Origin of the sequence: Streptomyces sp. NPDC056628, assembly GCF_042792555.1 — a bacterium.
Classification (GTDB): Bacteria; Actinomycetota; Actinomycetes; order Streptomycetales; family Streptomycetaceae; genus Streptomyces.
In genome coordinates, this window is the sequence record NZ_JBHTWG010000035.1 from 57,277 (window position 1) to 71,193 (window position 13,917).

9 protein-coding genes are annotated in these 13,917 nt (G+C 71.3%); 1 reads left to right on the forward strand and 8 read right to left on the reverse strand.

Features of this window, described 5'->3' with window-relative positions; all coding sequences use genetic code 11:
* Nucleotides 1-25 precede the first annotated feature (25 nt).
* From ACFRAC_RS30235 to eccD, 8 genes are all read right to left on the reverse strand, one after another.
* Nucleotides 26-400: a hypothetical protein gene (locus ACFRAC_RS30235; RefSeq protein WP_382934999.1), complete on the reverse strand. Its 375-nt coding sequence runs from the start codon at nt 398-400 to the stop codon at nt 26-28.
* Complete coding sequence (locus tag ACFRAC_RS30240; RefSeq protein ID WP_382935003.1) at nt 400-858, reverse strand: YbaB/EbfC family nucleoid-associated protein; 459 nt, start codon at nt 856-858, stop codon at nt 400-402. Before ACFRAC_RS30240 ends, ACFRAC_RS30235 begins: the two co-directional genes overlap by 1 nt.
* Nucleotides 859-1,015: 157 nt before the next feature.
* Nucleotides 1,016-4,378, reverse strand: coding sequence for an AAWKG family protein (locus tag ACFRAC_RS30245; protein ID WP_382935006.1), 3,363 nt, complete (start codon nt 4,376-4,378; stop codon nt 1,016-1,018).
* A gap of 27 nt (nt 4,379-4,405) precedes the next feature.
* Nucleotides 4,406-4,876: a type VII secretion system-associated protein gene (locus ACFRAC_RS30250; protein ID WP_382935010.1), complete on the reverse strand. Its 471-nt coding sequence runs from the start codon at nt 4,874-4,876 to the stop codon at nt 4,406-4,408.
* Between the two features lie 122 nt (nt 4,877-4,998).
* Nucleotides 4,999-5,307: a WXG100 family type VII secretion target gene (locus ACFRAC_RS30255; RefSeq protein ID WP_062672674.1), complete on the reverse strand. Its 309-nt coding sequence runs from the start codon at nt 5,305-5,307 to the stop codon at nt 4,999-5,001.
* Between the two features lie 88 nt (nt 5,308-5,395).
* Nucleotides 5,396-5,731: a hypothetical protein gene (locus ACFRAC_RS30260; RefSeq protein ID WP_382935015.1), complete on the reverse strand. Its 336-nt coding sequence runs from the start codon at nt 5,729-5,731 to the stop codon at nt 5,396-5,398.
* 476 nt (nt 5,732-6,207) lie between these two features.
* Nucleotides 6,208-7,773 carry a type VII secretion protein EccB gene (gene eccB / locus ACFRAC_RS30265; RefSeq protein WP_382935018.1) on the reverse strand — a complete coding sequence of 522 codons (1,566 nt, stop codon included), beginning with the start codon at nt 7,771-7,773 and terminating at the stop codon, nt 6,208-6,210.
* 40 nt (nt 7,774-7,813) lie between these two features.
* A complete protein-coding gene (gene eccD, locus ACFRAC_RS30270; protein WP_382935021.1) occupies nt 7,814-9,220 on the reverse strand; it encodes a type VII secretion integral membrane protein EccD in 1,407 nt (468 codons plus the stop codon).
* Nucleotides 9,221-9,670: 450 nt separating this feature from the next.
* Here eccD and eccCa point away from each other — a divergent pair, with 450 nt between their 5' ends.
* On the forward strand, nt 9,671-13,816 hold the full coding sequence (gene eccCa, locus ACFRAC_RS30275) for a type VII secretion protein EccCa (protein WP_382935024.1): 4,146 nt from the start codon (nt 9,671-9,673) through the stop codon (nt 13,814-13,816).
* Nucleotides 13,817-13,917: the final 101 nt, after the last annotated feature.

The window sequence follows — 13,917 nt, forward strand, 5'->3', positions numbered from 1 at the left end:
GCGGGAGCGGCCTGCGGTGCGCGGATCAGCGACGGCCATGCCCGCCCGGGCCGTCACCGTTCAGGCCGTCGGTCTCGATGCGCTTGTCGACCCGCTCGATGTCCTCGAGGTGGCGGTCGCGGGTGTCCTTCATCATCCGGACCTGGCTGACCGTGGCGTCGGTGATGCCCACGACCGCGTCGCGGATGGACATCATGGTCTCCTTGGTGGTCTGGCGCTCCTTCTGCTCCTGCGGTTTGGCCTTCTCCGCGAACTCGCCCTCCGTGCCGGGCCAGGTGACCGTGGGCGCCAGGTCGTCGAGGAATTCCTCGGTGATGTTCTTGGCCAGGGTGCCGATCTCCTCGAGCTGCCTGGCCAGGGCCTCGATGCGGTTCGGGTCGGCGTAGTACCGCTGTCCCATCAGTCCTCCCCGTCCTCGCCGAGCGCGTCCCGCCAGGCGGGGGTGGCCCCGCTGTCGCGGCCCGGGTCCTCGTCGTCGTCGTCGCGGAGCACCTCGGGTCCGAAGATCCGCTCCCAGTCCAGCTCGAAGCCCTTCAGCTCCGGGATGCCGCTGCTGGGTTCGGTGAAGGGCGCCATCGCCTTCATCACGTGGCGGTTCATCTTCAGGCGCGCCGCGTTCGCCGCCTCGAGAACGCTGGCCGCCAGCTCCTGGGGCGACATGTCGCGGTACTTGTTGTCCAGGAACTCGATCCCGGACAGCTCGCCCTGGGGGCCCACCGTGGCGCGGACCGCGCGGTCGGAGGAGAGCACCGCGAACGACGCCTGGCGCAGCTCGCGTTCGGTGCGTGCCACCGCCTCCTGGGCGGCCTGGAGCTCGGCCATCGCCTTCTCGAGGCGCTTCTCCAGCGGTTCCGTCACGCCCGCTCCTTCCTTCTCCGGTCGCCGTGTGCGCCCGGTCGTGCTCGGCGGTCCGTCAACTGCCCTGCTGATCTTGCCCGGTGAGTCCCCCGACACGGAAGCGGGGGCAGGGTGTGATTCGTCTCCGTGTGGTGCCCGGGCCGCGCTCGTACGGGGTTCACCGTCCGATGACGGCGGGTGTGCCGCCCTCTTCGGTGCCCCACACGTCGGCGTCCTCCTCCAGGTAGTCGGAGCTGGTGACCCTGTTGCGGCCGGGCTGCGTCTCCTCCTCGGGGGAGTCTCCGCCGGTGGTCGCCACCCGGGAGGCGGGGGCGAGGAAGGTGTCGTCGTCCTCCTGGCGGTTCCACGGGCTGCGCCGGCGGCGGTTGCGGCGTTCGCTCTCCTCGGCGGCGTCGACCAGTACGGCGCGCACCCGCTCGCCGTTGCCCTTGTCACCGCCCGCTCCCATGCCCCCGGCGCCCATGCCGCCCATCGGCATGCCGGGGCTGCCGGGCATACCGGGCGCTCCCGGGGCTCCCGCGGCCGGGGCGAGCGGTGTGCCCGCGCTGTCGGCGGCGCCGTCCGAGAGAGGTTCCGCCCCCGTTCCACCGGAACCGTCCGCGGTGACGAGGCTCTCCCCGATACCCCCGCCGGATGCCCCGTCGCCCGCTCCGCCGCCGACGCCCAGATCGGAGAGCGACAGGTCCTGGACGGAGGTACCGCCCCCGGTGTCACCGAGGCCGCCGCTCTCCAGATCACCGAGGCCGTCGAGGAGGTCCGAGGTGTCCCGGCCTCCGGACGTGTTGAGATCGTGCAGGTCGATCCGCTCGGTGTTGCCCTGCGGGTCGGTGACGGTGGCGACGCCGGTGTCCGGATCGATGACCTGCTTGCTGCCGTCGGGGAACTCCGTGGTCAGCATGCCGTTGTCGAGGCTGGTCTTCGAGCCGTCCGGGTTGGTCACCGTCGCACCGTGGGTGAGATCGGTGGTGGTCGTGGTGCCGTCCGCGTCCGTGCTGGTGAGAAGACCGCTGTCCGGATCGAAGCTGATCCTGCTGCCGTCGCGGAAGTCGGTGGCGATGTCACCGTCGCTGAGCTGGGTGCTGCCGCCGGTCGGGGTCTCCAGACCGCCGCGGTCGCCGTTGAGGTTCCCCAGGTCGCCGAGGTCGGTCTCCGACTGGGTGGGCAGGTCGGAGTTGATGTCACTCAGGTCGCCCAGGTCCGCACCGGCGTTGCGGCCGTTGAGGCCGCCCAGGTCGCCGAGGTCCTGCGTGGTCGTCGTTCCGTCGGGGTCGGTGGTGCTGACCTGCCCCGTCGAGGGGTCGACGGTCTGCACGCTGCCGTCGGGGAAGGTGGTCGTCAGCCTGCCGTCGTCGCCGAGGCTGGTGACCGAGCCGTCGGGGTTGGTCACCCTGGTGCCGTCGCCGAGGTCCTGCGTGGTGACACTGCCGTCCGGGTGGGTGGTGGTGAGCACCCCGCTGTCCGGGTCGAAGCTGGTGCTGCTGCCGTCCGGGAAGTCGGTGGTGAGCTTGCCAGCGTCGAGCTGGGTCGTGCCACCACCGGGCGTCTTGACCGGACCGCCGCCCGCGTTCAGGTCGCCGAGGTTCCCCAGGTTCTCGGTGATCGCGTCGTTGGCCGAGTTGTTCGAGTTGTTCGCGTTGCCCGGTCCCGTGTTCACCGCGCCGAGGTTGCCCAGACTGGTGATGCCGGGGGGCGGGGTGGACGTGAAGGCCTCCTGGTCGCCGCCCTGGCCGTTCACGTCACCCAGGTCGCCGAGGCTCTCGGTGATCGGGTTGTTCTGCTTCAGCAGGTCGTCGAGGCCGTCGAGATTCTGCTGGGTGACGCCGTTGGGGTCGTTGATGCCCCCGAGGCTCTCCTCCATGGCCTTGGCCTGCTCCTCGGCCAGGCGCTTGGCCTCCTCCTGCTCGCGCCGCTGCTCCTCGCGCAGCTCGTCCTGGTACTTCTTGTCCTCTTCGCGCTGGCGGTTCTGTTCCTCGCGGAGTTCGTCCTGGAGCCGCTTGTCCTCTTCCCGCTGCCGGTTCTGCTCCTCGCGGAGTTCGTCCTGGTACTTCTTATCCTCCTCCCGCTGGCGGTTCTGCTCCTCGCGGAGTTCGTCCTGGAGCCGCTTGTCCTCCTCCCGTTGCCGGTTCTGCTCCTCGCGCAGCTCGTCCTGGTACTTCTTGTCCTCCTCCCGCTGCCGCTCCTGCTCGGCGCGCAGCTCGTCCTGGTACCGGCGGTTCTCCTCGTTCTGCCGGTTGATCTCCTCCTGCTCCTCCTTGGCCTTCTTCTCCTGGTACTCCTCCGCGGCGGTGCTCGTCGACTTGGGCTTGGGCACGTTGTCGGAGAAGTCGTTGCCCAGGTCGAGGAAGTGGTTGTTCAGGCCGGCCTGCACCTCGGCGGCCGGCTTGCCCAGGTACTCGTTGACGCCCTGGCTCCAGATCTTGACGGCCGCGTCACCGACCTTCGCCCAGTTCGCGATGTCGGTGAGGTCGCCGTACTCGGGGTGCACCTGGGTGAAGCCGGCCTGCGGGCTGTGGCGGACGGTCGTGTTCACACGGGTGGAGCGCACCGTGATGTCCGTCTTGGCCACGTTGTTCGCGTCCACCCACTGGGCGAGGTCGTCCAGGACGTAGCGCAGGACCTGATGGGGGTCGTAGTACGGCGATTTGGCCCAGGCGAGCCATGCCTCCAGCAGCTTGTTCGCGGCGTCCTCGAGGTACTTGCGGCCCAGCGACAGGGCGCGGGAGTACACGGTGCCACCGGTGCCGGTCCCGTCGCCGGACGTGGGGCTCTCGTCGAAGGTCTCGACGTAACTGTCGTAGTTCTCGCGGATCTTCTTCAGCAGGCTGCGGAAGACCTCCGCTGCCTCGCCCTTCCAGCTCGCGTCGTCCCGGCCGAAGCGGTCCTCCCAGTCCTTCAGCACGACCGCGTGGTCCCTGAAGAACTTGGCGGCGAAGTCGAAGGACTCCCCGGTGGTGTTGAAGGAGTTCAAGTCCACGACGTCGGCCCCGGGCACACCCAGGTTGCTGAAGCGGGCGTCCGCGGTGTTGCCGCCCAGGAGGGCGAGGAGCGCCGCCCGCGGCCCGTTCATGTACCGGGCGAGCGGGATCGTGCTCATCTTGTCCTTGTTGTAGTCCGTGAACTCGTTGCCCTCACGGACCTGCGCGTCGTGGACGTTGTCCGATCCGGGACTGGCGAAGATGATCTCCTCGCCCGCCTTCACCCGGCCCTCGAAGACGATCCGGGCCTGCATGATGGAGGACTTCTTGCCGCTGTTGAAGAACCAGATGTCGTAGTCCTCGCCCTTGTTCGTCAGGAACCCGGAGTCCTTGACGAGCAGGCTGAGGCTGCGCTCCTTGATGTCCATCCGGAACAGCTTGCCGCCGTGTTCGGAGCGGAGGGAGTCGAAGATCGTGTTGCGGTCGGGCACCGGATAGCCGGTGATGTGGGTGACCAGGGTGGCCCAGGTGTCGGTCGACGGGTCGCCGGCGTTGTCGAACTTGTCGAGATTGGCGACGGAGTTGGGATCGTACCGATCTGCCACCGGTGGCGCCCTTTCTGGTCGGTGGGGTCAGGACTCTTCGTCCGGGTCGCCGGTGCCGCCGGCGGTGAGGGTGTCGACCTCGTCGAAGGTCTGGAGCAGTGTCTGTGCGTCGATCGCGTCGAGGTTCTTGTCCTTGGTCTTGTTGGCCTCTTCGATCGTCTCGGTGAGGGCCTCCTTCAGCTCCTTGAAGAGGTCCATCTGGTCGCCGAGCAGCTTGTCGATGGCCTCGGCCGCGGTGCGGATGTCCTCGATCAGCTTCGGTCCCGAGACCAGCGGATCGGTCACCATCTTGCCGATGCGCAGGAGTTGATTGTCCTGGGCGAGGTTGTCCGGTGTGATGTAGCCGTCGATCAGGTGGCCGAGCGGACGGATGTGGGACCCGTCGCCCTGCTCCTTGTGCTTCTTCGCGGCGGTGTGGACCGGCTGTACCTCGTTGTCCCGGAAGTTCTCCATCTGCTTGAGGTCGAAATGCTTGACGTCGGCCTTCTCACCGGCCATGGGACGCCCTCCTGACGCTTGGTGCCGGACGGGGACACGGGGGCCCGGCAGACGCCCCCTTCACGGACGACGGCCGGGCCGCGCCGCCGAACCCTCGACGAGGAGGAAGCTCCGGCGATGCCCTAACGGGCCCGCACGTTCCCCCAGTTGTCGGCGCTCCTGCGCTCGTCGCGGGAGTGGTTGTCGTGGATGGTCTGGATCAGCTCGCCGTTGTCGCCGAGGAGCTGGGCCATGTTCTTGGTGGCCTGGTCCCATTCCGCCTGGACCTGCCGGTAGGTCTCCTGGTCGGAGCCCTCCCAGGAGGTGACGAGCGGCTTGAGCTCGTCCTCCAGGTTGTTGAGGGTGGTGATGATCTGCTGGGTCTGCGCCATCAACTCCTCGATGGCGTTGCGGACCACGGGGTACTGCACGTCGATGATGCCGTCGGCCATGACGTCTCCTCTCGTACGGCCGGGCGCCGGCCCGGAAAGCTCAAGGGGGTCCGGCCTCGGCGTGGCGGGGCCGGTGCTGCCGGTCGGGTCAGCGCAGCGCTTCGAAGACGCCCTGGCTGGTCTTGCTGTTGAGGATCTCGGTCAGGTCCTGGTTCTCCTGCGCCAGACGGTTGGCGGAGGTCACGTTCTCCTGGAGCGCGTCGACCATCTTGCTGATCTGGATGACGACCTTCTGCGCCTCGGCGTTCCAGCTGCGGAAGAGCTTCAGCAGGGCCTGGCCCTCGTCGCCGCCGACACCCGAACGCGCCGCGATCTCGGCGACGTTGTTCTGGATCTTCTCGACCTGGTTCCGGGCCGACTCCAGCGAGGAGACACCCCCCAAGCCCTTGGCATAGTCCGCTTTCCTCGCGGCACTGTCCGCCATGTCGCGCTCCCTTCGTTCAGCCCTGTCTCGTCACGCGGTTGCCCGCTGAGGCTAAAGAGAAGCCGGTGTTCCGCGCAACGCGCACAGGGAAGATTTGAGCTTCGGTCGGTTCGCCCGGGAATTCTTGCGTGGCAAGCGAGTTGAGGTCAGGTTTCAACGCTATGAACAAGCCTCTCCCGCCGACCGGACACCCGGCGCGCGAACCGTGTGCGGGCGACGCGAGGCGGGCGTGAAGCGGGCAGCGGAGGAAGCCGAACGGGCATCGCGGAGAGCCGTATCCGGCATTGCAGGCGCTTCCCCGGGATTCCGCGGACACGACCGGCCCCAAATATCTGAGCTTTCTTTGAGGTTCCCACCGTGAGGCCGTTCCCCGACGACGCGACGAACTTCACACTGTCGGCGACGACTTTGGCTCAATACTTCTGCCGTCCCCGCCCTTTTCCTTTCATCGGCACCGAATGCACTCCTTGCCATGATCAGCGCGGGGTGTCCGCCTTGTCCCCGACGACGCTCGCCGCGCCCGGCTTCCGCTCCGGGGAGGGGGCGCACCGCGGAGCGGTCACCGTGGGCTCGACGACGCCCGCCGCGGCGGCCGCGTCGAGGTCCGCGCCGGTCGGGAGAGCCGCGAGCAGTGGCGCCGGGACGGAGGTGATGTCCGCGGCCTGGTAACCGAGCGCGGCCAACGCCTTCTTCGACGGGACGCGGTACTTGACGCCGTTCTCCGCCACCAGGTAGCTCGTCCCGGCGTGGGCGGCACCGCTGGCGTTGAGGGCGCGGACCAGGGCGCCCCGGCCGGGCCGGACCACCGTGGCGTCGGTCGGGACGCACGCCGGCTTCAGCGGCTGGGCGGTGCCCTCCGACACCGCGACCGGGGCCAGGCGGGTCAGCGGCACGAGGACCGACCTGATCCGGACGCCGCCGTCGTCGCCGTCGACCTGTGCACACAGCGCGGTGCCACGCGGCACGGACTGCGGCGCGGGCGGTGCGTCGGGCAGCTCCGGAGAGGCGGTGGCGCCCTTCGCCGCGGCCCGGTGTTCACGCAGCGCGTCGGCGCCCACCGTGCGCACCTCGGGCGAACGCCCCTGGTAGGCGTCCTTCTGGGTGGCCGGGTCGCCCAGGACCAGGGCGGCGCCGAGCCGGGTCAGCGGCACCAGACCGTCCTCGCGCAGCAGGTGGTAGGTGCTGTCGCCGCCGGGGACGCTGACCTTGAACAGCTGGCCGATCCGCGTGGCCTGCCCGCCGAGTTCGGGGCCGGCCTCACCGCGCCTCTCGACCGCGGGCGGCTTCAGGACGGGCCCGGGGGCCAGTGCGTCGAGGAAGGCCGCCGAGACCGGCATCGGCTGCACGGAGCCGTAACCGAGGGCGTTACGGGCGTCCGACCCACGGTCCAACGACAGCCGGCTGCCCCGCCAGACCAGGTACTCGGTGCCGTCGGGCCCCCTGACCAGCACTCCGCGACCGCCGCCGATACCGTCGGCGTCCAACGGCGCCCCGGCCACCAGGGTGGTCGCTCCCGGCTTCTCCACGCCGGTGCTCGCCACGGCGCCGGAGGTGTCCGGCAGCGCGCCGTCCGGGCCCGTGACGCACATGTGCCAGGCACCGTCGTCGAGTCGGCCGGGCTCGGGCACGGCGTCGGGGGCGCCCGGGATGCCTGCCGGGGCTCCCACCGGGACGTCGCCCAGCGACGCCGAGGAGACGTCCACGGACTCCAGGTCGGCGCCGCCGATGAGCCGGGCGGAGGCGTAGTTGCGCACCGGGTGCAGCACGCCGTCGGTGTCGGTCCACAGGTAGCGCGCGCCGGTGTCGCGGTTGACCACGAGGTGCGCCTCATCGCGCCAGGCGTCGTTGCCGCCGGGACGCAGCAGGCCGTAGACGGTGGCGCCGGCCCCGACCAGAACGGTGACGAGCACGCCGAAGACCACGCCGCGTGTGGTGCGTCCCAGCGGGCTCTCCGGGGCGTCCGGGTCGGCCATCAGCAGGCCCGAGCTGAGCCTGCCCATCATGAAGGTGTGGGCGTGTACCTGGTCGCGTTTGGACTGCACGGCCTCTCCTAGTCGTTCTCGTGCCGGAGTGCGGTGGGGTTCAGCCGAACAGGCCGCGCAGCCAGCCGAAGAGTCCCGCCACCCACAGGCTGAGCGGCAGCAGCGCCACCGCGATCCCGGTGTGCGCCACCTCCGCGGCCCGGCCCCAGTAGGGCAGCATCCGGCGGCCGGGCACCGTCCAGGCGGCGATCACCAGCGCGGCGGCCGCGCCGAGCAGGACCGCGAAGACCACCAGTCGCCCGTCGCCCTCGCTGTCCACCGCCCAGCTGCGGGCGAGCAGCAGCAGCCCCCAGATCCCGGGCACCGCGAGGGTCAGCCGCTGGCCGATGTGCACCAGGCCCCGGGAGTGCAGGAGCAGCAGCAGGCTCAGTGCGAGCGCTGTCAGCACCTCGGGCAGGTTCGGGCGCTCGGCGAGGACGACCAGGGCTCCCGCCGCGATGACGCCGGTGACGGCGAAGAGCGCGGTGACCCAGCGTCCGGCCAGCTCGGTGCGTTCGGCGACGTCGCTGCCCGCGTACGGCTCGATGCCTTCCTGGAGCTGGCTGGCGGAGGAGGGCAGGGCGGGCATCCGCATCCCGGCCAGCTTGAAGGCGAACGGTGCCACCGCCCCGGCCGCGAGCACGAACACCGTGGCGACCACGGCCACCGCGGCCGGCACGTGCAGGTCCGTGTAGCCGATCAGGGCGCCGGAGATGGCGAGGGCCACCGACACGACCGCGGTGCCCAGCAGGGCCGGGGCGCCGACCGCGGTGGCGGCCAGCGCGAGGACGGCGCCGCCCGCACCGGCCGCGCCCGCCGCGAGCAGCCGCGCGCCCGCGACCCGCGCCGCGTCCGGGCCGGTCAGATCACCGCCGGGCAGCACCCAGCCGGCCAGTGCCAGGCAGGGCGCGACCAGCAGGCCGAGCGCGGTCGCGGACAGCCGGTCGCCGACCGCGCGGCTGGCGGTGCCCGCGCCGGCGAGCAGCAGGAGCCCCGCCACGGCGGCGCACGCGGCCCTGACCGAGCCGGAGCCGGCCGCTCCCGGCCAGAACACCAGCACCAGGGCCGCCGTGACCGTCGCCACCGTGGCGCCCACGAGCAGTCCGCGGGCCGCCTCCGGGTGCCAGGTGTGCAGCCTGCGGCCGGCGGTGTCGGCTATCCCGTCCACCAGGTCGTCGAGCCGGGCCTCGGGCAGGGCCTCGGTGTGGGGGCGCAGATAGAGCACGTCCCCGTCGGCGAGCCCGGCCCGTGCGAGGGTCGTCTCCTCGTCGAGGGGGGCGTCACCCAGCCGCTGGAGCGCCCAGCCCGCGTGGTCGAGTCCGGCTTCCTCGGCCTCCTCGCCGACATAACGCAGCAGCGTGGGGAGCAGATCGGCGACGGGCACGTCGGCGGGCACGGCCAGATCGACGGAGACGCCCGGCGCACGTACGGTGAGGCGGCACAGTTCGGCCACCACGCTGTCGGTCATCAGCTGAACTCTCGTCTTCCGTGGGGGTTTTGACAGGAGGACTTCCCCGCGAACGGGACAGTGCGAAGAGTACGGAAGGTCCGTACGGGCCCGAACAGGGGGGTCGGACAGGGCAATTGCGTCCGCGAGACCGGCAGCCACCGCTCCCGCGTGGACAGGTCGCGTTTCGTGAATGCACACTACTGCCTATGCTCGCCGGAACGTGCTGGGGACCGGGCTGCTTGTCCGGTATGCAGCCGAATGGTGGGGGAGCTGACCGCTCCCCGCTTTCCGCTCACATCGTTCAACCGGCGTTCACCGCGTACCCGGGTCCCCGGAAATGAGCGGTGCGGTCTTTCCGGCTACCGGTGTCCCGGTATTCGGCGCGGGCCGGAAAGCCAGTGAAACCGGAGGTTCTGTTCCTTGAGTGTGGTGCTGTTTCGCCGCCCGGCGCGCAGGCGCGGTCCCGAGATGCCCGAAGGGCAATTGACCCTCCAGGAGCCGCCTGTCCTCGCCGAGACGGTGCCCGACACCTCGGCGATATGGACCTATTTGCCGATGGCGCTGATGTCGGTGTCGATGATGCTGATGTTCCTGCGCCCGGGCGGCGGCAACGGGGTCTTCATCTACCTGGCGATGGGCGTCATGGCGCTGTCCGCCGGCGCGATGCTCCTGGGTCAGCTGATGCGCCGCTCCAGCGAGCGCAAGCACCGTCTGAAGGGCGAACGCCGCGACTACCTCCGCTATCTGGCGCAGATCCGCAAGCGGGTCCGGTCGACCATCGTGGAGCAGCAGCGGGCGCTCGCCTGGCGCCATCCGGAGCCCTCCTCGCTGCGGTCGCTGGCGCGCACCTCACGGCTGTGGGAACGCCGCCCCGCCGACGAGGACTTCGGCGAGGTCCGTCTCGCGGTCGGCGAACAGCAGCTCGCCCTCACCCTCAACCCGGTGTCCACCCGCCCCGTGGAGGACCTCGAACCGCTCTGCGCGCACGCCCTGCGCCGCTTCATCCGCGCCTACTCCACGATTCCCGAACAGCCCCTCGGCCTCTACCTGCGGTCGTCGGCGCGCGTCCTGCTGCGCCCCGGGACGACACCGGGCGGGGAGTCCGCAGCCTCGTGGGGGGGGGGGGGGGGGGGCCGGCGGCGACCCCCCGCGGCGCGGGGGGGGGGGCCCCCCCCCGCCCCCCCCCCGGGTGCGGCCCCCCGGGGGGGGGGGGGGGGGCCCGGGGGGCCCCCGGGCCCCACCCGGGGGGGGGTCCCCCCCCCCGGGGGGGGGGCCCGCGGGGCCCCCCCCCACGAAGCCGTACGCGCTCTGCTGCGGGCCGCCCTCGGCCAGCTCGCCGTGTTCCACGCGCCGGAGGAGCTGTGGATCGCGCTCTGCGTGAGCGACGAGCGACGGGCCGACTGGGAGTGGGTCAAGTGGCTGCCGCACGCCCTGCATCCGCACGAGGAGGACGGCGCCGGGCAGGTCCGCCGGATCACGTCCGACCTCGCCGAGCTGGACGACCTGCTCGGCGCCGAGTTCGCCGAGCGCCCCGGTTTCGACCCGGACGCCCGGCCGGGCCGTGACGAGCCGTACACCGTGGTCGTCCTGGACGGCGTCACCGTCCCGGAGGGGCATCGCTGGGAGGGCCACGGCTACCGCAACGCCGTCGTGCTGGACGTCTCCGGCGCGCTGCGCTGGCGGCCCGGCCGCAACACGCTGCGGCTGACCGTCGGGCCGGACCAGGTGAACCTGGTGCGCACCGACCGCAGTCGCAAGGAACGCTCGGTGCCGCTCGGCCGGCCGGACCGGCTCGGCCCGCTCGGCGCGGAGTCGCTGGCGCGACTGCTCGCCTCCCGCCGCATCAGCCTGGGCACGGACATCGCGCAGCCGCTGGACAGCGACGTGGAGCTGACCACGCTGCTCGGCATCCCCGATCTGCACCGGCACGACACCAAGGCCCTGTTCGCCCGGCACACCGGCTCCGCACGGCTGCGGGTGCCGATCGCGGTCGGCGTCGACGGCCGCCCGGTGGAACTGGACATCAAGGAGTCGGCGCAGGGCGGCATGGGCCCGCACGGCATGCTCATCGGCGCCACCGGATCCGGCAAGAGCGAACTGCTGCGCACCCTCGTCCTGGGCCTCGCCCTGACGAACTCCTCGGAGACTCTGAACTTCGTCCTGGTCGACTTCAAGGGCGGCGCCACCTTCCTCGGCCTGGAGGAGCTGCCCCACACCTCCGCCGTCATCACCAACCTCGCCGACGAGGTCGCCCTGGTGGAGCGTATGCAGGACGCCCTGCACGGCGAACTCATCCGTCGGCAGGAGCTGTTGCGCGCCGCCGGCAACTACACCTCAGCCCTGGAGTACGAACGCGCCCGGGCCGGCGGCGCCGGCCTCACCCCGCTGCCCAGCCTGTTCGTGGTGGTCGACGAGTTCAGCGAACTCCTCTCGGCGCACCGCGAGTTCATGGACCTGTTCGTGATGATCGGCCGCCTCGGCCGCTCGCTCGGTGTGCATCTGCTGCTGGCCTCGCAGCGCCTGGACGAGGGCCGGATGCACCAGCTGGAGAGCCACCTGTCGTACCGGATCGGCCTGCGCACGTTCTCCGCCATGGAGAGCCGGGGCGTGCTCGGTGTGCCGGACGCCTACGAACTGCCCGCCCAGCCGGGCAGCGGCTATCTCAAGTCGGGTGTCGAAGCTCTGACGCGCTTCCGTGCCGCCTACTCCTCCGGCACCTACCGGCGTCGCACCGGCGCCGTCGTGCAGGCCCGGGTGGCCAGCCAGGTGGTGCCGTGGACCAGCGGCTGGGTGGTGCCCCGCACGCTCGACCCCATGCCCCTCACGGAGCCGGAGACCGAGGAGAGCGGGGACGAGGAGACCCTGCTCGACGTCGCCCTGGACCGGCTGCGCGACTCGGGTCCCGCCGCGCACCAGGTGTGGCTGCCGCCGCTGGACGAGCCGTCTCCGCTGGACACCCTGCTGCCCGGCATCGCCCCCGACCCCGAGCGCGGCCTCAGCGCCGCGGGCTGGTCCGGCACGGGCAGGCTGAGGGTCCCCGTCGGCCTGGTCGACAAGCCCTTCGAACAGCGCCGCGACCCGCTGGTCGTGGACCTGTCCGGAGCCGGCGGCCACGTCGCCATCGCGGGCGGATCGCAGAGCGGCAAGTCCACCCTCGCGCGCACCCTGATCGCGGCACTCGCCCTCACCCACACCCCGGCCGAGATCCAGTTCTACTGCCTCGACTTCGGTGGCGGCGGCCTCTCCCAGCTCGCCGCGCTCCCCCACGTCGGCGGCGTCGCGGCGCGGCTCAACCCGGAACGGGTGCACCGGGCCGTCGCCGAGGTGATGACGCTGCTCGCCCGCCGTGAGCAGTTCTTCGTCGACCACACCATCGACTCCATGCAGTCCTACCGGCGGCGCCGCGCCGCCGGTGAGTTCCCCGACGAGCCGTTCGGCGACGTGTTCATGGTGGTCGACGGCTGGTCCACGGTCCGCCAGGACTACGACGACCTGGTGCCGAAGTTCAACGAACTGGCCGCACGCGGCCTGAACTACGGCATCCATCTGCTCATCACCACCACCCGCTGGGTGGAGCTGTCCGCGCAGGTCCGCGACCAGGCCGCGACCCGCCTGGAGCTGCGCATGGGTGATCCGATGGACTCGGAGATCGACACCCGCAAGGCGCGCTCGGTGCCGCGCAGCGGAGGCCGGGGCATCACCGCCGACAGCAAGATGCACTTCCTCGCCGGCCTGCCCCGGCTGGACGGCAGCGGCTCCCTGGACGACCTCGGCGACGGGGTCGCCCACCTGGTCGGCGAGGTGGCCAGGCACTGGCCGGGCCCGGTCGCACCGCAGGTCCGGATGCTGCCGCACCGGCTGCCGCTCGCCGAGCTCCCCGCTCCCCAGCCCACCGAGGGCGGCGGTATGCGGCTCCCCCTCGGCATCGACCAGGACGCCCTGGAGCCCGTGTGGCACGACTTCAGCCGTACCCCGCACCTGATCGTGGTCGGTGACACGGAGAGCGGCAAGACCAACCTGCTGCGCCGGATCACCGCGGGCATCACCGCCCGCTACGCCCCGCACGAGGCGAAGATCATCGCGGTGGACTACCGGCGCACCCTGGTGGACGGCATCCCGGAGGAGTACCGCATCGGGCACGTCATCTCCCTGGACAACCTCAAGGAGACCATCGACGGCGCCGCTCGTGCGATGAAGACCCGCGTCCCCGGAGCGGACATCGCCCCCGCCCGGATGCGCGCGTGCGACTGGTGGTCGGGTCCGCGTCTGTTCATCCTGGTCGACGACTACGACATGGTCTCGAGCAACTCGTTCCAGAGCCCCTTCGAGCCGCTCTTCGAGCATCTGACGCTCGGTTTCGAGATGGGCCTGCACGTTGTCGTCGCCCGGAGCGCCATGGGTGCGGGCAGGGGCCTGAGTGACGCCCTCATCCGCCGGATGGACGAGGCGAACAACCCCGCGATCCTGCTCTCCTGCCCGCCCACGGAGGGCCGTCTCTTCGGCAACGCCAAGCCCGTGAACCTGCCGCCGGGCCGGGCCCTCCACATCGCCCGCCGCAAGGCGCGGTTGATGCAGACGGCGCTGGTCGAGCCGGCAGCCGGGCAGGAGGGCTGAGGCACGACGGCGACGGCGGGGGTCACCCGGGTGACCCCCCCCGGCCGCGGCCGCAATACGACCACACTACGGGGCCACGACCCCCCCACCCGGCCCCGCCG

Bases quoted from the DNA above. Each gene is read 5' to 3' on its own strand.
- ACFRAC_RS30235 (WP_382934999.1), bottom strand. From the start codon at position 400: ATGGGACAGCGGTACTACGCCGACCCGAACCGCATCGAGGCCCTGGCC.
- ACFRAC_RS30250 (WP_382935010.1), bottom strand. From the start codon at position 4,876: ATGGCCGGTGAGAAGGCCGACGTCAAGCATTTCGACCTCAAGCAGATG.
- ACFRAC_RS30255 (WP_062672674.1), bottom strand. From the start codon at position 5,307: ATGGCCGACGGCATCATCGACGTGCAGTACCCCGTGGTCCGCAACGCC.
- ACFRAC_RS30260 (WP_382935015.1), bottom strand. From the start codon at position 5,731: ATGGCGGACAGTGCCGCGAGGAAAGCGGACTATGCCAAGGGCTTGGGG.
- eccD (WP_382935021.1), bottom strand. From the start codon at position 9,220: ATGACCGACAGCGTGGTGGCCGAACTGTGCCGCCTCACCGTACGTGCG.
- eccCa (WP_382935024.1), top strand. From the start codon at position 9,671: ATGCCCGAAGGGCAATTGACCCTCCAGGAGCCGCCTGTCCTCGCCGAG.